The 18878-nt window shown below is 59.6% G+C and carries 15 protein-coding genes and 1 pseudogene; 7 read left to right on the forward strand and 9 right to left on the reverse strand.

Going from position 1 to position 18878, the window contains the following annotated elements; translation table 11 throughout:
* Positions 1 to 4: 4 nt before the first annotated feature.
* The 4 genes from sstT to HF679_RS21630 form a co-directional block, all read right to left on the reverse strand.
* Positions 5 to 1252: a serine/threonine transporter SstT gene (gene sstT / locus HF679_RS21615; RefSeq protein ID WP_123756384.1), complete on the reverse strand. Its 1248-nt coding sequence runs from the start codon at positions 1250 to 1252 to the stop codon at positions 5 to 7.
* Between the two features lie 254 nt (positions 1253 to 1506).
* Positions 1507 to 2475, reverse strand: a complete 969-nt coding sequence (locus HF679_RS21620; protein WP_174509455.1) for a TerC family protein — start codon at positions 2473 to 2475, stop codon at positions 1507 to 1509.
* Positions 2476 to 2755: 280 nt separating this feature from the next.
* Positions 2756 to 3745, reverse strand: a complete 990-nt coding sequence (locus HF679_RS21625) for a Gfo/Idh/MocA family protein (RefSeq protein ID WP_123756386.1) — start codon at positions 3743 to 3745, stop codon at positions 2756 to 2758.
* Between the two features lie 73 nt (positions 3746 to 3818).
* Entirely contained in the window at positions 3819 to 4319 is a 501-nt protein-coding gene (locus HF679_RS21630) for a M48 family metallopeptidase (RefSeq protein ID WP_123756387.1), read from the reverse strand.
* A gap of 136 nt (positions 4320 to 4455) precedes the next feature.
* Here HF679_RS21630 and rlmG point away from each other — a divergent pair, with 136 nt between their 5' ends.
* The gene (gene rlmG, locus HF679_RS21635; protein ID WP_123756388.1) at positions 4456 to 5592 is read left to right on the forward strand and encodes a 23S rRNA (guanine(1835)-N(2))-methyltransferase RlmG; all 1137 of its coding nucleotides are present in this window, start codon (positions 4456 to 4458) and stop codon (positions 5590 to 5592) included.
* A 116-nt stretch (positions 5593 to 5708) separates the two neighbouring features.
* On the opposite strand, the gene HF679_RS21640 is transcribed toward rlmG, so the two are convergent.
* The 3 genes from HF679_RS21640 to lsrR form a co-directional block, all read right to left on the reverse strand.
* A complete protein-coding gene (locus HF679_RS21640; protein ID WP_123756389.1) occupies positions 5709 to 7730 on the reverse strand; it encodes an NADPH-dependent 2,4-dienoyl-CoA reductase in 2022 nt (673 codons plus the stop codon).
* 321 nt (positions 7731 to 8051) lie between these two features.
* Positions 8052 to 9641 carry an autoinducer-2 kinase gene (lsrK, locus tag HF679_RS21645; RefSeq protein WP_187042366.1) on the reverse strand — a complete coding sequence of 530 codons (1590 nt, stop codon included), beginning with the start codon at positions 9639 to 9641 and terminating at the stop codon, positions 8052 to 8054.
* 37 nt (positions 9642 to 9678) lie between these two features.
* Positions 9679 to 10650: a transcriptional regulator LsrR gene (gene lsrR, locus HF679_RS21650; protein WP_123756391.1), complete on the reverse strand. Its 972-nt coding sequence runs from the start codon at positions 10648 to 10650 to the stop codon at positions 9679 to 9681.
* Between the two features lie 217 nt (positions 10651 to 10867).
* Between lsrR and lsrA the strand changes: the two genes are divergently transcribed.
* From lsrA to lsrG, 6 genes and pseudogenes are all read left to right on the forward strand, one after another.
* The gene (lsrA, locus tag HF679_RS21655) at positions 10868 to 12355 is read left to right on the forward strand and encodes an autoinducer 2 ABC transporter ATP-binding protein LsrA (protein WP_123756392.1); all 1488 of its coding nucleotides are present in this window, start codon (positions 10868 to 10870) and stop codon (positions 12353 to 12355) included.
* Positions 12352 to 13386: an autoinducer 2 ABC transporter permease LsrC gene (gene lsrC / locus HF679_RS21660; RefSeq protein ID WP_187042367.1), complete on the forward strand. Its 1035-nt coding sequence runs from the start codon at positions 12352 to 12354 to the stop codon at positions 13384 to 13386. Before lsrA ends, lsrC begins: the two co-directional genes overlap by 4 nt.
* Positions 13387 to 14386, forward strand: a pseudogene (gene lsrD / locus HF679_RS21665) (autoinducer 2 ABC transporter permease LsrD).
* 1 nt (position 14387) lies between these two features.
* On the forward strand, positions 14388 to 15401 hold the full coding sequence (gene lsrB / locus HF679_RS21670; RefSeq protein WP_123756395.1) for an autoinducer 2 ABC transporter substrate-binding protein LsrB: 1014 nt from the start codon (positions 14388 to 14390) through the stop codon (positions 15399 to 15401).
* An 11-nt stretch (positions 15402 to 15412) separates the two neighbouring features.
* Positions 15413 to 16300, forward strand: coding sequence for a 3-hydroxy-5-phosphonooxypentane-2,4-dione thiolase (lsrF, locus tag HF679_RS21675; protein ID WP_187042368.1), 888 nt, complete (start codon positions 15413 to 15415; stop codon positions 16298 to 16300).
* The gene (gene lsrG / locus HF679_RS21680) at positions 16297 to 16593 is read left to right on the forward strand and encodes a (4S)-4-hydroxy-5-phosphonooxypentane-2,3-dione isomerase (protein WP_123756397.1); all 297 of its coding nucleotides are present in this window, start codon (positions 16297 to 16299) and stop codon (positions 16591 to 16593) included. Before lsrF ends, lsrG begins: the two co-directional genes overlap by 4 nt.
* A 57-nt stretch (positions 16594 to 16650) precedes the next feature.
* Here the strand turns inward: lsrG and ygjG are convergent, their stop codons facing one another.
* Both ygjG and HF679_RS21690 read right to left on the reverse strand, forming a co-directional pair.
* A complete protein-coding gene (ygjG, locus tag HF679_RS21685) occupies positions 16651 to 18030 on the reverse strand; it encodes a putrescine aminotransferase (protein ID WP_123756398.1) in 1380 nt (459 codons plus the stop codon).
* A 245-nt stretch (positions 18031 to 18275) separates the two neighbouring features.
* A complete protein-coding gene (locus HF679_RS21690; RefSeq protein ID WP_123756399.1) occupies positions 18276 to 18851 on the reverse strand; it encodes a PadR family transcriptional regulator in 576 nt (191 codons plus the stop codon).
* Positions 18852 to 18878 lie beyond the last annotated feature (27 nt).

An 18878-nucleotide genomic window follows, 5' to 3' on the forward strand; every position in this document is an offset into this window, starting at 1 on the left:
AGGATTAATCGCGCAGCGCGTTTTTCGCCAGCTGATCGTCTTCAGCCATACAGGCCGCGGCGGTGAACAGCACGTCGGTAGAGGAGTTCAGTGCCGTTTCGCAGGAGTCCTGCAGAACGCCGATGATGAAGCCCACAGCAACCACCTGCATGGCGACATCGTTCGGGATGCCGAACATGTTACAGGCCAGCGGGATCAGCAGCAGAGAGCCACCGGCGACGCCGGAAGCACCACAGGCGCACAGCGATGCCACGACGCTCAGCAGCAGGGCGGTCGGCAGATCCACCGGGATACCCATGGTATGGACGGCGGCCAGCGTCAGCACCGTAATGGTAATCGCGGCCCCGGCCATGTTGATGGTGGCACCCAGCGGGATGGAGACGGAGTAGGTATCGCGATCGAGGTTCAGCTTTTCGCTCAACGCCATATTCACCGGGATGTTGGCGGCGGAGCTGCGGGTAAAGAAGGCGTACACGCCGCTTTCACGCAGGCAGGTCAGCACCAGCGGATACGGGTTGCGACGGATCTTCCAGAACACCAGCAGCGGGTTAATCACCAGCGCCACCAGCAGCATACAGCCCACAAGCACAACCAGCAGCTGACCATAGCCCCACAGCGTAGAGAAGCCGGTAGTCGCCAGGGTGGATGAGACGAGGCCGAAAATCCCCAGCGGCGCGAAGCGAATCACCATTTTCACAATGAAGGTCACCGCATGGGACACATCGTTGATCAGGTTTTTGGTCGTCTCATTGCCGTGACGCAGCGCAAAGCCCAGGCCAACGGCCCATACCAGGATCCCGATATAGTTGGCGTTCAGCAGCGCATCAATAGGGTTCGACACCATGCTCATCAGCAGCCCGCGCAGGACTTCGACGATCCCCGATGGCGGGGTGATATCGCCGGCGGCAGCGGACAGATGCAGCGTGGAAGGGAAGGCAAAGCTAAACAGCACGGCGGTTAATGCAGCGCTGAAGGTCCCCAGCAGGTACAGGAACAGAATCGGACGGATGCTGGTCTTCTGCCCCTGCTGGTGGTTAGCGATCGATGCCATCACCAGCATCAATACGAGTACCGGTGCGACGGCTTTTAACGCGCCGACAAACAGCGTGCCGAGCAGGCCAACGGCAATGGCCGCCGGTTTTGACACCAGCGCTAACAGCACGCCAAGAATCAGCCCCACTAAAATTTGTTTTACCAGGCTACCCTGAACAAGACGCCGTAGCAGGCCCGATGAAGGAGTTTGTGTCGTCATAATGCATTCCTTGTGGTGATGTCGCTGTCCGTCTCATGTACGTACTCTTTGTTACGCTTATGTCCGGATGTAAATAAATGTTTGCCTGGTCGAGTATACGGAAAGCGCGGCGGGTAGGAAGCGTAAAATGCTGCTTATTTCGTTCAGATCTTATTTTTTAACTATATATTAACGAATGTGTGACATAGCGAGGGATAATGCATGGTGTCAGTTGCTGGCCGGGCAAAAAACCTCTTCACCCGGCCATTTACGGCTTATTGCTGTAATTTTTTCTTGTCGTTCTGCATGTTGACCCAGGCGTTAATCAACAGGGTCAGGGTCAGAATGCCGCCCACCACGCCGAGCGAAACGCCAATCGGGATGTGGTAGAAATCGACGATCAGCATCTTGATACCGATAAACACCAGGATCACCGACAGGCCATATTTCAGCATCGAGAAGCGCTCCGCCACGCCTGCCAGCAGGAAGTACATGGCGCGCAGGCCAAGGATCGCGAACAGGTTTGAGGTCAGCACGATGAACGGGTCGGTGGTCACGGCGAAAATCGCCGGGATGCTATCGACCGCGAAGATAACGTCGCTTAACTCCACCAGGATCAGCACCAGCAGCAGAGGGGTAGCGAACAGGACACCGTTCTTGCGCGTGAAGAAGTGTTCATTTTCAATTTTATCGGTCATGCGCAGGTGGCTGCGGATCCAGCGTACCAGCGGTTTGTCGCCGATGCCGGAATCATCTTCCTTCGCCAGCGCCATTTTCACACCGGTAAACAGCAGGAACGCACCGAAGATGTAGAGCAGCCACTCGAACTGTGAGATAAGCCAGCTTCCGGCGAAGATCATCACCGTACGCAGCACGATCGCCCCAAGAACACCGTAAACCAGCACCCGACGCTGCAGCGCAGGCGGCACGGCGAAGTAGCTGAACAGCATCAGCCAGACGAAGACGTTATCAACGGCCAGCGCTTTCTCAATCAGATAGCCGGTAAGGAAAGCCAGCGCCTGAGGATCGGCAACCTCGCGGCCCTGGGTCTGCGCCAGGTACCACCAGAAAGCGGCGTTAAAGAGAAGGGAGAGGGTGACCCAAAGCATCGACCAGCCTGCAGCCTGCTTGATGGTCATGCCATGCGCGCCACGCCGACCCTGAAGAAACAGATCGATGGCCAGCATGATCACGACGACAACGGCGAATCCACCCCACAATAACGGTGTGCCGACAGTATTCATTACTCGATTCCTTACATAAAAACAAAACGGCTGACGTCGGAAGACGGCAGCCGCTGCGTGTTTATGCATAGACCTCGCCTTCCGGCAAGGTCTCACTTACAACAACCAAAATACCGCACACTGAAGGCGAACGCTTTGGTTATTGCCCGGCGACCGGATGCGGTTTTGCACGCATCGTAATGACGATCCACCGGCAAGGAAGTTACTCCCCTTTGCACGTAACAAAATATTACAAGTCATAAGAGGCGTCAATGGTCGATGACGGCCTCTTTACACTCTTTTACGCCACCTGTGGATTATCCGCCGGGAATACCACACCGGTCTGACGGCGAATTTCGCTGAGCAGTTTGGCCGTAATCCGGCTGACTTCCAGACCCGGGTGATTCACCTGGTTGGCCTCGACCAGATCCGCGAAAACGTCCGCCTCATACAGCATAGTATTGATGTGCTGGGGCTGCGTCAGATCCTGCGCTTTGCCACCGCGGGGGATGAAAGCAACCTTCTGGCACTCCGAGATTTTCTCGATCACCAGCGCACCGGCTTCGCCCTGGATTTCGCTTGGCAGCGTAGAATCGCTCACTTTTGAGTGGTGCAGCGTGACGTCAAAATCCGCGTAGCTCAGTACCACGGTACCCTGAGCATCGACGCCGCTGTCCAGCAGGCTGGCGCTGGCGTGCACGGCGCGCGGTTCACCCCACAGCGCGACGGTGGAGGCCAGGCAGTAAAAACCGATATCCATGATCGAGCCGTTGGAGAACGCCGGGTTGAAGGTGTTCGGGTTCTCGCCATCAAGGTAACGCTGATAGCGGGAGGAGTACTGGCAGTAGTTGATAAAGGCTTTATGCAGTTTGCCCACTTTGCTGAGCGACTGCTGCAGCAGCAGGAAATTCGGCAGGCTGGCGGTTTTGAAGGCTTCGAACAGCACCACCTGGTTTTCCTGGGCGGTAAGGATGGCGGCTTCGACTTCCTGAATGTTGGAGGCCAGCGGCTTTTCACAAATCACATGCTTTTTATGGCTCAGGAACAGCTGCGTTTGCGGGAAGTGCAGGGAGTTCGGGCTGGCAATATACACGGCGTCAACGGCATCGCTCTGCGCCAGATCCTCCAACGACGTGAACAGATGGTCGACGGGATAATCGCGCGCAAAAGCCTGGGCTTGTTCAAGGCTGCGAGAGTAAATTGCGGTGAGTTTATACTTGCCAGTTTCATGGGCGGCATCGACAAACTGTTTGGTTATCCAGTTTGTACCAACAACAGCGAAACGTATCATAAACGTTGACGAACTCCGTTAAAGGGGACCTTTTGCCACTCTACCATGCCAGCATGACAAAACCAGTGCGCCATTACGCAGAACGATTTAACGAAAGATGCGTTAGCCACAGGCGGGTATCGAACTCCAGCTGGTGGTACTGAGGCTCCATATAACAGCACAGCTGATAGAAGGCTTTGTTGTGATCTTTCTCTTTGAGGTGCGCCAGTTCATGGACCACAATCATACGCAGAAAGGCCTCCGGCGCATCGCGGAACACCGTCGCCACCCGGATTTCAGCTTTGGCCTTCAGCTTGCCGCCCTGAACCCGTGAAATGGCGGTATGCAGGCCGAGCGCGTTATTCAGCACGTGAATTTTGTTGTCGTACATGACCTTGTTGATCGGCGCGGCGCCGCGCAGATAGCGCGACTTCAGATCCTGGGTGTACTGATACAGCGCCTTATCGTTATTGACGTCGTGGCCTTCGGGGTAGCGTTTATTCAACACCGCGCCCAGACGTTGCTCGGCGATTAGGGTGCGGACCTGAGAAAGCAAATGCTCCGGGTAGCCCTGCAGGTAAGTCAGTTGGCTCATCAATACTCCAGACAGAAGAACATCACATCCTCTTTCAGGTGGCTTCGGCGCATCCTGAATGATTTTGTGTGCAAAAAGGGTATACTCACGCACCCTTTCAGGGATAACACCGAAATTTTACCACTCAGGAGGGCCGATGAGCCACTTAGACAACGGTTTCCGTTCACTGACATTGAAACGTTTTCCGGAAACGGATGACGTCAACCCGCTTCAGGCGTGGGAAGCGGCGGATGAATATCTGCTGCAGCAGTTAGATGACACGGAGATTAACGGCCCGGTCCTGATTCTGAATGATACCTTTGGCGCATTGAGCTGCGCCCTGGCGGAGCATACCCCGTTCAGCATCGGCGACTCCTATTTAACCGAACTCGCCACCCGTGAGAATTTACGCCATAACGCGATCGAAGAATCCAGCGTCAAGTTCCTCGACAGCACGGCAGAGTACCCGCAAGCGCCGGGTATCGTGCTGATCAAAGTGCCGAAAACCATGGCCCTGCTGGAGCAGCAGCTGCGCGCATTGCGTTTGGTCGTGACGCCGGAAACCCGAATCATCGCCGGGGCAAAAGCCCGTGACATCCATACCTCGACCCTTGAGCTGTTTGAAAAAGTGCTGGGGCCGACCACCACCACCCTGGCCTGGAAAAAGGCCCGCCTGATCAACTGTACCTTCAGCGCCCCGGCTCTTGCCGATGCGCCGCAGACTTTAAGCTGGAAGCTGGAAGGGACCGACTGGACGATCCACAACCACGCGAACGTGTTCTCACGTACCGGACTGGATATTGGCGCGCGCTTCTTTATCGAACACCTGCCGTCAGACCTTGAAGGCGAAATCGTCGATCTGGGCTGCGGCAACGGGGTGGTCGGGCTGACGCTGCTGGAGCAAAACCCGCAGGCCAGCGTGGTGTTCGTCGATGAGTCGCCGATGGCCGTCGCCTCCAGCCGCCTGAATGTCGAAACCAACATGCCGGACGCGCTGGATCGCTGCGAGTTTATGATCAACAACGCCCTGTCAGGCGTCGAGCCTTTCCGCTTTAACGCCGTGCTGTGCAACCCGCCGTTCCACCAGAAGCATGCGCTGACGGACAATATCGCGTGGGAGATGTTCCACCACGCGCGCCGCTGCCTGAAGATCAACGGCGAGCTGTACATCGTGGCGAACCGTCACCTCGACTATTTCCACAAGCTGAAGAAGATTTTCGGCAACTGCACCACCGTCGCCACCAACAATAAATTCGTGGTGCTGAAAGCGGTGAAAATGCGCAAGTTGCGCTAATCGCAGACCGCCCGCCGGGCTACTCCTCTCAGTAGCCCGTATCTGTGTAGCCAGCGCATGTAGCCCGGGCAAGCGCAGCGCCCCCGGGAAATCCCTGGAAATCCCGGGAACTCCCGTTAAATCTCCAGCGCCAGCTTCGTCCCCTGGGCGATGGCGCGGCGGGCATCCAGCTCCATCGCCACATCGCACCCGCCAATCAGATGCACCACTTTCCCTGCCGCACGCAGCGGATCCGCCAGCTCGCGGCGCGGCTCCTGCCCGGCACAGATAACCACCTGATCGACGCGCAACACCTGCGGCTCTCCGCCGATCGTCACATGCAGCCCCTCATCATCGATCTTCTGGTAGCTCACGGCCGGGATCATCTTAACGCCGCGCGCCAGCAAGGTCGCCCGGTGGATCCAGCCGGTTGTTTTACCTAAACCGTCGCCAGGCTTGCTGGCCTTGCGCTGGAGCATCACAATTTTGCGCGGACTTTTCTCCAGCTGCGGCCCTTCCGGGCGCAGGCCGCCGGCGGTCTGCAGACTGGTATCGATGCCCCATTCTTTGCAGAATTCGGCGATATTCTGGCTGGTGGCGATGGCGGGCTGGCTCAGGAACATCGCGGTATCAAAACCGATCCCGCCGCAGCCAATAATCGCCACGTTATCGCCCACCGGCGCTTTGTCACGCAGGACGTCGAGATAGCTCAGCACTTTCGGGTGGGTGATGCCGTCGATCTCCGGCATCCGCGGGGCGATCCCGGTGGCGAGGATCACTTCGTCGAACGCCGTCAGGCGATCCGCCGTCACCCGATCGCCGATGCGTACGTTAACGCCGTGCCGATCCAGCATCCGGCGGTAGTAACGCAGCGTTTCGTAAAACTCCTCTTTGCCTGGGATCTGTTTGGCGATATTAAACTGACCGCCGATTTCCTGCTGTGCATCAAACAGGGTCACAGAGTGGCCGCGCGCGGCGGCATTCACGGCAAATGCTAGTCCGGCCGGGCCTGCGCCGACCACCGCCAGGCGTTTTGGTGTCGGAGCTGCTGTCACCGGCATCAGGGTCTCATGGCAGGCGCGCGGGTTGACCAGGCAGGAGGTGACTTTGCCGACGAAGATCCGATCCAGGCAGGCCTGATTACAACCGATGCAGGTGTTGATCTCGTCCGCCCGTCCGCTTTGCGCTTTGCTCAGGAACTCGCCATCGGCAAGGAAGGGACGGGCCATCGACACCATATCGGCATCACCGTGGGCGAGGATCGCGTCCGCAACGCCAGGATCGTTGATGCGGTTGGTGGTCACCAGCGGGATCGACACCGCGCCTTTGAGCTTGCGGGTCACCCAACTGAAGGCTCCGCGCGGGACCGGGGTCGCGATGGTGGGAATGCGCGCCTCGTGCCAGCCGATACCGGTATTGATAATTGTGGCGCCCGCCGCTTCGATGGCCTGCGCCAGCGTGGTGACTTCCTCCAGCGTGCTGCCGTCGGTCACCAGATCGAGCATCGACAGGCGGTAGATAATAATAAAGTCGTGGCCGGCCCGTTCGCGGACCGCGCGCACCACTTCCACGGCAAAGCGCATGCGCCGGGCATAATCGCCGCCCCACTCATCGGTACGCTGGTTGGTGCGGGTGGCGAGGAATTCGTTAATCAAATAGCCCTCTGAACCCATCACTTCAACGCCGTCGTAACCGGCTTCCCGGGCCAGTTGCGCGCAGCGGGCGAAATCGTCGATCAGCTGCAGGATCTCCTGATGGCTCAGCGCGTGCGGGGTAAAGCGGTTAATCGGCGCCTGTAACGCCGACGGGGCCACCAGCTGCGGCTGATAGCTGTAGCGCCCGGTATGCAGAATCTGCAGGGCGATTTTGCCGCCTTCGCGGTGTACCGCTTCGGTAATCTGCCGGTGGTGCGCCAGATGGTGGGCATCGTCGAGCACCGCGCCGCCTGCCATCGTAACCCCGGAAGCAGCAGGGGCCACGCCGCCGGTGACAATCAGCGCCACGCCGTGACGGGCGCGTTCGGCGTAAAAGGCCGCCAGCCGCTCTGCGCCGTCGGCATGTTCTTCCAACCCGGTGTGCATGGAACCCATCAGCACGCGGTTTTTCAGCTGGGTGAAACCCAGGTCGAGCGGGGCGAATAACGACGGGTAGTGGCTCATAATGGCTTCCAGTCTCTTATACCCGTCATACTTCAAACTGCATATGTGTTGGCTGCGCCCGCTCACCCCAGTCACTTACTGATGTAAGCTCCTGGGGATTTACGGCCTTGCCGCCTTCATGCAGCTTGAATGATTTCGGATATGTAACATTATTGTTATGTGGTCGGATGAGTTACTAATTTAGCCGTCGCGCGGAAAAAGGGAAAAAGAGAGTGCGGTGATTGTGATGGGATTCAAAGATCCTGCAGGCCAGCTGAACGGCGATGCTGGAGTCAGCATGCGCCGCCTGTGGTGTGGACGGTGTCGTCGGGGTGAGGCAGGTTACGGCGTCCGCGCCCGGACGGGCGGAACCAGCCCCGGCGCCTGCCACATCGAGGTGGTCAGACCGCTGTCCACCAGACCCAGCTGGTCGGCATAGACCGACTGCCATTTTTCCATCATCCCCTGATACAGCTCGCGGTGGGCCGGGTTAGGTGTAAAGACCCGATGCCAGCTCACCAGTTTTTCCCCGGCGCTCGCCATATCGTGGTACAGACCGGCGCCGGTCCCGGCGGCAATGGCGCAGCCCAGCGCGGTGGCTTCGCGCACCACCGGCACCCGCACCGGCAGGCCGGTGACGTCGCTGAGGATCTGGCTCCACAAGGCGCCTTTCGAGCCGCCGCCGGCGAATACCAGACTGTTGAAGGCAACCCCGGAAAAGCGCGAAATCTGCGCCAGATTACAGGCGGAGACGATGGCTGCGTTCTCCTCCAGCGCGCGGAACAGCGTGGCCTTGTTGCATTTCTCCGGGTCGATGGAGAGGTTAATAAACGACGGCGCGGCGTGATACCACTGCTTGAAATGCATCGCGTCGGAGAAAATTGGCATCACGCCGTGCGAGCCTGCCGGTACGCGGCTGGCCATCTCCTCCAGCAGGGAATAGGCATCCACCCCGAGGCGCTCGGCAACCAGCTTCTCTTCGGCGCAAAACGCATCGCGGAACCAGCGCATGGTCAGGCCGGTAAAGAAGCTGATGGACTCCGCCTGCGCCATGCCGGGAATGACGTGCGGGTTCACGCGGATGTTCATGTCCGGGTCGGTCCGTACTTCCGGCAGGTTGACCACCTGTTGCCAGAAGGTTCCGCCCAGCACGGCGCTTTGCCCGGCGCGCACCACCCCAAGACCCAGGCAGCCGAGCTGAACATCGCCGCCGCCCATCACTACCGGCGTGCCGGCCCGCAGGCCGCACTGCTGCGCCGCCGCGTGGGTCACCGCGCCGAGCAGCGTCCCGGTCTCTTTGACCGGGGAGAGCATATCCGCGCGCAGTCCCGCCATGTCGAGCAGCGCCGGGCGCCAGTCGCGGCTGAACAGGTCGAGCATGCCGGTGGTACCGGCGTTGGACGGGTCGACGGCCAGCTCGGCGGAGAGTTTTGCCGCCAGCCAGTCGCTAATCATTGTGATGGTTGCCGCTTTGCGGTAGATATCCGGGCGATGGTGGGCCAGCCACAGCAGACGCGGCATGGCGCTCAGCGCCAGGGTCTGGCCGGAGACGTCATACACTTCGGATTCAAAATGAAAATCGTGGATCTCTTTGAGCTCCGCCACTTCGCGGCTGGCCCGGGCATCAACGTTGGCGCAGGCCCAGATAGCCTCGCCGTTACGGTCGTACAGCACGATGCCTTCACGCATCGAACAGCAGGCCACGGACTGAATATCGGCCCCCTGGAGATGGGCGTTTGCCAGCGCCTGGCGAATGCACTGGCAGGCCAGCTGCCAGTTGGTGGTGAGGTCGAACTCCATTGAGCCGGGCACATTTTCGATACTCAGGTGCTTCCATTCTGCCTGGCCGACCGCCAGCTGGCGGCCGCTGAGATCGAAAATTACCGCCCGAATACTGCCGGTCCCGGCATCTAACGCTAACAGGTAACTCATGACATGCGCCTCGCGATTGTTGCGCGGCGCAGGGCCGTCAGGAGGCCAGCGTGAGCACCGCGCGTGCTGTTGTCTCTTCCGTTACCAGGCCATTGATGCGTTTGCCCACCAGGGCGGCATAAATCGCCTGCGCTTTTTCCGTCCCACCGGCAACGCCGACAATGGTCGGCAGCTGCGCCAGTTCGTCGAGGGTCACCCCGAGCAATTCCCGGTGAATCTCCAGCCCCTCAACCCGCTGACCATCGGCCTGCAGGAAATACCCCAAAATGTCGCCCACCGCGCCTTTGCGGGCATACATCAGCTGTTCGCCTTCGCTGATGTAGCCAGAGCGCAGGATCGTGGCATCGCGATGCTGGTCGATGGCGCCGATGCCCACGACCGCCGCATCTGCCGCCGTTGCCGCAAGGATCACGTCCCGCACGCTCGACTCCCGGCGTAAAATTTCTGCCACATCGGCCGAAGAGACCCGCAGCGGTGCCGGAATAATGCTGACGCGACAGGCGGCGTCCAGCTGGCCGATGCCGGTCATATACGGGCCGACGCCGCCGGAGAGCGTAACCAGGCGTACCTGCTGCGAGCTGATAAACCCGCTGAGATGCTGCAGGCAGCTCATGGTCGCTTCACCAAAACCCACCGCCAGCAGCTGCCCCGGTTCGAGGACGCCCATCAGCGATTGCGCCGCGCCGATCCCCAGACGGGTGTTCATCGGCGGGGTATTGAGCGCCGGCAGCACCCGGGCGATCTTCAGGCCAAAACGCTGCTGCAGTTCGGTTTCCAGCGCCAGGCACCCCTCATAGCGAGAGTTGATCTGCACGCGGATCACCCCGGACTGGCGGCCTTTCTCCAGCAGGCGGGAGATCTTTAAGCGCGGCAGCCCCAGGCGCTCGCCAATATCGTTCTGCGTCAATCCATCGTGGTAGTAACACCAGGCCACGCGCGCCACCAGCTCCTCTTCGGCTAACGCCAGGCCAGCGTAGCGGCTCTCTTCCGTAATGCGTTTTTCGCTCATAAAGTGAACTCTTATAAAAATTTAGATCATATGTTCGCTCTTGCGCAGCCGGAAAGTGTGAGCCGACTGGCAAAACCGATCTTTCATGGTTTGGCGATTTTTTCCAACGATCTAAAGCACCAATCTGTGATCTTTGCACGGTTGTAAATATAGTTCACGGTCTACGCTTTTGAACATTATTAAATTAAAAAATCATTTGTTCATACGAGGCGTGACAATGAAGCCATTGCTTGAAGCCCGCCAGATCCGCAAACAGTTCTCCGGCATCGCCGTGCTGAAGGGCATTGATTTCACGCTCTTTTCCGGCCAGGTGCATGCGCTGATGGGCGGCAATGGCGCGGGGAAATCGACGCTGATGAAGATTATCGCCGGGGTCGAAACGCCTGATGACGGTGAACTGACGCTCGGCGGCCGCACATTTTCGCGCCTCAATCCGGCGCTGGCTCACCAGTTAGGGATTTACCTGGTGCCTCAGGAGCCGATGCTGTTTCCCAACCTGACGGTGCGCGAGAACATTCTTTTCCGCCTGCCGAGACGGCCCGAAAACGGCGAACGTTTGCAGGAGAAGCTGCAGCAGCTGAACTGCCAGATCAATCTGGAGGCGGCAGCCGGCACGCTGGAGGTGGCGGATCAGCAAATGGTGGAGATCCTGCGCGGCCTGATGCGCGATGCGCAGATCCTGATCCTCGATGAACCGACGGCTTCGCTGACCCCGGGCGAGACGGATCGCCTGTTTCGTCAGATCCGCGCGCTACAGGATCTCGGCGTCGGTATCGTTTTTATCTCGCATAAGTTGCCGGAGATCCGCCAGATCGCCAGCCATATCTCGGTGATGCGGGACGGCGCGGTGGTGCTGAGCGGTGAAACGGCGGCATACAGCGACGCCCAGCTGATTAGCGCGATGACGCCGGCCGACCGCCAGCACGATCTGAGCGATTCGCAGAAGCTGTGGCTGGCGCTGCCGGGCAACCGCCGTACTCAACCGCAGGATTTTCCGGTGCTGCGGGTGGAGGATCTGACCGGCGAAGGGTTTATCGATCTCAGTCTGGAGATCCACGCCGGCGAGATCGTCGGCCTGGCCGGGCTGGTGGGATCCGGGCGCACCGAATTTGCCGAAACGCTGTACGGGCTGCGTGCGTCGCGGGCCGGGCGCGTGTGGCTGGAGAACCGCGATGTCAGCCGCGACAGCACCCGCCAGCGGCTGGCCAGCGGGCTGGTCTATTTGCCCGAGGACCGGCAGGTGTCCGGGCTGTTTCTCGATGCGCCGGTACGCTGGAACACGGTGATGTTCAACCAGCCATCGTGGTGGCAGCAGCGCCAGCGCGAAGCGGCGGTGGTGGAGCGCTACCACCGGGCGCTGGGCATCAAACTGAATCATAGCGAGCAGACCGTGCGGACGCTCTCCGGCGGCAATCAACAGAAGGTGCTGCTGGCCCGCTGTCTGGAGGCCAACCCGCTGCTGCTGATCGTCGATGAACCCACGCGCGGCGTCGACGTTTCTGCCCGGGCCGACATCTACCAGCTGCTGAAAAGCGTCGCCGCGCAAAACGTGGCGGTGCTGATGATATCGAGCGATCTCGATGAGTTTGTCGGGCTGGCCGACCGGGTACTGGTGATGCATCAGGGCCGGCAGAGCGGTGAACTGCTCCGGCCGGCGGTGACCGTCGATCGCATGATGACCCTGGCCTTTGGAGGAGAGTCATGAAAACGTTACTCAGAAACCGCGAGCTCAGCGCGCTGCTGGCAATTCTGGCGCTGTTTGCGCTGCTGATCGCCCTCAACCCGGCCTGGTTCAGCCTGCAGATTCTGGCGATGATCTTTGCCAGTTCGCAAATCCTGTGCCTGCTGGCGCTGGGGGCCACGCTGGTGATGCTGACCCGCAATATTGATGTTTCCGTCGGTTCGACCGTCGGCCTGAGCGCGATTGCGGTCGGTGCCGCGCTCAACGCCGGCTATGACCTGGCGCTGGCCATCGGCTTTGCGCTGGCGGTTGGCGCCCTGGCCGGGGCGTTTAACGGCCTGCTGGTGGTGGGGCTGCGTATTCCGGCGATTGTCGCCACCCTGGGAACCCTGGGGCTGTATCGCGGGGTGATGCTGCTGTGGACCGGCGGCAAGTGGATCGAGGGGCTGCCCGATAGCCTGAAGTCGCTGTCGGAGCCGCTGTTTATCGGCGTCTCGCCGCTGGGCTGGCTGGTGCTGGGGCTCCTGCTGGTAGGCGCGTGGCTGCTGGCGCGCACCGCGTTTGGCCGTGACTTCTACGCCGTGGGCGACAACCTGGCCGCCGCGCGTCAGCTCGGCGTGGCGGTGAATCGCACGCGCATGCTGGCGTTCACCCTGAACGGCATGCTGGCGGCCTGCGCCGGGATCGTCTTTGCCGCGCAGATCGGTTTTGTCCCTAACCAGACCGGCAGCGGGCTGGAGATGAAAGCCATCGCCGCCTGCGTCCTCGGCGGGATCTCGCTGCTGGGCGGAACCGGCACGCTGGTGGGCGCTTTCCTCGGCGCCTTTTTCCTGACGCAAATCGATACCGTGCTGGTGCTGCTTCGGCTGCCGGCGTGGTGGAACGATTTTATCGCCGGTCTGGTGCTGCTGGGCGTGCTGGTGCTCGACGGACGGCTGCGCCAGGCGCTGGCGCGTCATCAGCGGGCGCTGAAGTACAGCCGCTTTCAGTCCGGTAACAAAGGGGGAAAGCACGTCACCCCGTTCACCAACCGTAAGAACAAAGAGGTGGCGTAGATGAAACTCAACTGGGAATGCGCGCTGCTGCTGTTACTGGTGCTGGAGATCCTGCTGTTTGGCGCGATCAACCCGCGGATGCTGGACATCAACATGCTGCTGTTCAGCACCAGCGATTTTATCTGTATCGGTATCGTCGCGCTGCCGTTGACGCTGGTGATCATCAGCGGCGGGATCGATATTTCGCTGGGCTCCACCATTGGCCTGTGCGCCATTGCCCTCGGGGTGATGATGCAGGCGGGCTGGCCGATGGCGCTGGCGATCCCGCTGACCCTCGTGGTGGGGCTGCTGTGCGGCCTGCTTAACGCAGCACTGATTCACTACACCGGCATCAGCCCGCTGGTGATCACCCTCGGCACGCTGTACCTCTACGGCGGTGCGGCGCTGCTGCTTTCCGGGATGGCAGGGGCGACCGGTTATGAAGGGATTGGCGGTTTCCCGGACAGCTTTACCGCCTTTGCTAACCTGACGCTGCCCGGGCTTCCGCTGCCGTTACCGCTGGTGCTGTTTGCGGTGCTGAGCTTTTTCTTCTGGCTGCTGGCCCACCGCGGGCGCTTTGGCCGTCACCTCTTTTTGCTGGGACAAAACCCCCGGGCCGCGCGCTATGCGGCGTTGTCGGTGAACGGCATGCCGTATGTGCTGTATGGCCTGGTGGGGGTGGCGTCGGCGATAGCGGCGCTGATTCTGGTCTCCTACTTCGGCTCGGCGCGCTCGGATCTCGGCCGCGACCTGCTGATGCCGGCCCTCACTGCCGCCGTGCTCGGCGGGGCGAATATCTACGGTGGGTCCGGTTCGATCCTCGGTACGGCACTGGCGGCACTGCTGGTGGGGTATCTGCAACAGGGTTTACAGATGGTCGGCATCCCCAACCAGGTGTCGAGCGCGCTGTCAGGGGCGCTGTTGGTTGTGGTGGTGATGGGGCGCTCGCTGAGCCTGCACCGTGAATGGCTGCGGATGGCCTGGCGACGTGTTTCACGCGCATAACTCACTCGGAGCATAAAATGAAAGCTAAACATCTCTTGCACATCAGTGCCCTCGCGATCGCGATGAGCGTAGCCACCGCCCAGGCGGCAGACCGCATCGCTTTTATTCCTAAGCTGGTTGGCGTCGGCTTCTTTACCAGCGGCGGCAACGGCGCGAAAGAGGCGGGCAAAGCGCTCGGCGTGGATGTCACCTACGACGGCCCCACTGAACCCAGCGTTTCGGGTCAGGTGCAGCTTATCAATAACTTCGTCAACCAGGGTTACAACGCGATTATCGTCTCTGCGGTGTCGCCGGACGGCCTGTGTCCGGCGCTGAAGCGGGCGATGCAGCGCGGGGTGAAGGTGTTGACCTGGGATTCCGACACCAAGCCAGAGTGCCGCAGTATTTATATCAATCAAGGCACGCCGCAGCAGCTCGGTGGCCTGCTGGTGGAGATGGCCGGGAAGCAGGTGAGTAAACCGGCCGCCAAAGTGGCGTTTTTCTACTCCAGCCCTACGGTCACCGACCAGAACCAGTGGGTGAAAGAGGCAAAAGCCAAAATCGAAAAAGAGCACCCGGAGTGGCAAATTGTCACCACCCAGTTTGGCTATAACGATGCCACCCGTTCCCTGCAAACCGCTGAGGGGATCTTAAAAGCCTACCCGGATCTTGACGCCATTATTGCCCCGGACGCCAACGCGCTGCCGGCCGCCGCACAGGCGGCAGAAAATCTCAAACGCCAGGGCGTCGCCATCGTCGGCTTCAGTACGCCGAACGTGATGCGCCCGTACGTTGAGCGCGGCACGGTGAAAGCCTTCGGCCTGTGGGACGTGGTGCAGCAGGGCAAAATTGCGGTCAACGTCGCCGATCGCTTGCTGAAAAAGGGCGATCTTAACGTCGGTGACAGTGTGGAAGTGAAAGATCTCGGGGCGCTGAAGGTCGAGCCAAACAGCGTGCAGGGTTATCAGTATGAAGCGAAAGGCAACGGGATCGTGCTGCTGCCGGAGCGCGTGGTGTTCACCAAAGAGAACATCAATAACTACGACTTCTGAGGGAGGATGAGATGGCAGATTTAGACGATATCAAAGAGGGAAAAGACTTCGGTTTTGACCGGCCGCAGAAAAACACGCTCTATACGTTGAAAGGCTGCGGCTCGCTGGAGTGGGGGATGCAGTCCCGACTGGCGCGTATCTTTAATCCGCACAGCAACCGGACGGTGATGCTGGCCTTCGATCACGGCTACTTCCAGGGGCCGACCACCGGGCTGGAGCGGATTGACCTCTCTATCGCCCCGTTGTTTGATGAAACCGATGTGCTGATGTGTACCCGCGGGGTGCTGCGCAGCCAGGTCCCGGCGGCGACCAACAAGCCGGTGGTGCTGCGGGCATCCGGCGGCAACTCAATCCTCAGCGAACTCTCCAATGAGTGCGTCGCCGTAGCGATGGAGGACGCATTGCGCCTGAACGTCTGTGCGGTGGCGGCCCAGGTCTATATCGGCAGCTCGTATGAGCATCAGTCGATCAACAACATCATCAGGCTGGTGGACGCCGGGAACCGTTACGGCATGCCGGTGCTGGCAGTCACCGGCGTGGGGAAAGAGATGACCCGTGATGCCCGCTACTTCTCGTTAGCCAGCAGGATTGCCGCCGAGATGGGGGCGCAGTTTGTGAAAACCTATTTTGTCGAAGAGGGGTTTGAAAAGGTCACCGCCAGCTGTCCGGTGCCGATCGTGATCGCCGGCGGGAAAAAGCTGCCGGAACTCGAAGCCCTTGAGATGTGCTGGCGGGCAATCGACCAGGGGGCATCCGGCGTGGATATGGGGCGCAATATCTTCCAGTCCAGCGCGCCGCGCGCCATGCTGCAAGCGGTGAAAAAAGTGGTCCATGAGAATATCAGCGCCCGCGAGGCGTACCAGTTCTGGCAGGAAGAGAAACAGGGAGAGCTAAAATGAACGTGACGCTGGTGGAGATTAATATCAAGCCGGAGCGGGTGGATGAGTTTCTCGACGTCTTTCGCGCCAACCACGAAGGAGCGCTGCAGGAGCCAGGCAATCTGCGTTTTGACGTGCTGCAGGACCCGGAAGTGAAGACCCGCTTTTTTATCTATGAAGCCTATAAAGACGACGCGGCGGTGCTGGCGCATAAGAAAACCCCGCACTACCTGGCCTGCGTGGAGAAACTGGAGGAGATGATGTCGCAGCCGCGGCACAAGCGCAGTTTTGTGGGGCTGCTGCCGGCAGATTAAGGAAAAACGTGAAGCGGAAATACCTGCCTCCCCGTGTGCGGAGAGGCAGGGGGTCGATCAGGCCTCTTCCACTGAAACCCGCAGTGCAGCCAATGCTGTACGTGCCGCTTTAAGCACCTGCTCACACTGCTCAAGCGTCAGCGTCAGCGGTGGCTCAATGCGGATGGTTTTGGCATTGTTGAGGGTCCCCGCCACCAGAATGCGCTGGCGGAACATCTCACTGGAGAAGCTGTAGCCGATTTCGTTATCCACGAACTCAATCGCCATCAGCATTCCTTTACCGCGCACCTCATTCACCAGATCCGGGTACTCGCGGGACAGCTGACGGAAGCCATCCAGCAGCAGTTCGCCTTTCTGTTCCGCCTGTGCCGGGAGATTTTGCGTCAACAGAACGTTGATCGTCGCCAGCGCCGCGGCACAGGCCAGCGGATTTCCACCGAAGGTGGTGGTATGCAGGAACGGATTGTCGAACAGCACCGAGAACACCTCTTCGGTGGCGACCGTCGCGCCAATTGGCATCACACCGCCGCCGAGGGCTTTGGCAAGGCACAGAATGTCCGGCTGAACGTTCTCGTGCTCACAGGCAAACATTTTGCCGGTGCGCCCCATGCCGGTCTGCACCTCATCGAGGATCAGCAGTGCGCCAAACTCATCACACAGCTTGCGTACCGCCGGCAGATAGCCCTGAGGCGGCAGGATCACGCCGCCTTCGCCCTGGATCGGTTCAAGGATCACCGCCGCGACGTCATCACCGGTTTTCTTGCACTCACTGAGCAGCGTGCGCATGGCGTTGATATCGCCAAACGGCACGTGACGAAAGCCCGGCAGCAGCGGCATAAAAGGCTTACGGAAGGTTGATTTGGCCGTAGCCGACAGAGCACCCAGCGATTTCCCATGGAACGCGCCGCTGGTGGCCACGAAGGTAAATTTGCCGCGTGGCGATTGGTAAGCTTTGGCGAGCTTGAGCGCCGCTTCGACCGATTCCGTACCGCTGTTACTGAAGAAGCTGTATTTCAGTTTGCCGGGCGTTAATGCCGCCAGCGTTTTGGCCAGCATGGCCCGAAGTGGGTCCAGCAGTTCCTGGCTATGAAGAGGTTGTTTAGCGAGCTGATGCTCGACGGCGGAAATCACAACTGGATTACGGTGCCCTACATTAAAAATCCCAAAACCACCCAGACAATCGACAAACTCTTGTCCTTGAGTGTCGACAAGCGTATTTAACCCTCCCGCCTGCCACTCTACGGCTCCGTAATCCCCGCCAGCGGTGACCGATTTTCGGTACTCTAAAAACCCTGGATTGACATGCTCTTTAAAGTATTCCCTGACCTCCTGGTTAAGTGCTTTCATCTCCTCATGATCAAGCGTTCGCTTCTCAATGAGATTCAGTGCGTGTGCGCTGCAGGCCAGAGCCGATGCGCTGGAAGGTAACCTGTTCAAAGTGAGCTCCTGGGGCGGGCGTATCACATGATACTGAATTAAGTATTGCAGGGATTACGCCACTTCGGTGGAGGCGCTGAAAATCGGGATAAACGCAGCGTGAAAGCGGATATGCGCGGAATTTAATCTCACGGCGATATTTTTGGCATGTTTTACTCCTGAAAGGAGCTGATAACCTGCTGGCTGCTATACCGCCGCGTGCTTCGCGGCGGTGCAGGTTGCCCAATTAGAGGGCAGAAGGGGGCTTAATCGAGCTGAGAAATTTCCATGGCCGCGCGGTCGATAACGGCGACGATCTGCTTGAGCTGCGCGTCGCTGGTGGGTTGCTGATTCACTTTCAGATCCAGTACGGCTTTAAAGTTCTCCAGCGCCCGCTTCATTTGCGGATTTTTGCGCAGTTCACAGCCGACCATCCGCGCCTGTAAACGCTCCTGAATTTGAGCCAGTTGCTCGAGATTTTCGGCGTGCAGCTGGCTGCCTTCGGCGGTAATGGCGATTTTCTTGCGGCCATTTTCCTCTTCAACGCTGATCAGACCCTGATCCTGCAGGAGATCGAGGGTCGGGTAGATAACGCCCGGACTAGGGCTATAGTTACCCTGAGTCAGGGTCTCTATCTCTTTAATCAGTTCGTAGCCGTGGCTGGCGTTGCGAGTCAGGATATCGAGGATAACCAGTCGCAGTTCGCCGTGACCAAAGAAACGCTGACGGCGTCCGCCGCCTCTGCGTTCGTGCTCGCCATGATCACCGCCTCTGTGGCCGTGTTCCCCACGTTCGCCGCGGTGCCCACGTGGCCCGCGCCCTTCTTCATGATGATGTCGCATCGTGTATTCCTCATTAGTTTTGATATA

This window comes from Enterobacter sp. JUb54, from assembly GCF_014298075.1.
GTDB lineage: Bacteria > Pseudomonadota > Gammaproteobacteria > Enterobacterales > Enterobacteriaceae > Klebsiella > Klebsiella lignicola.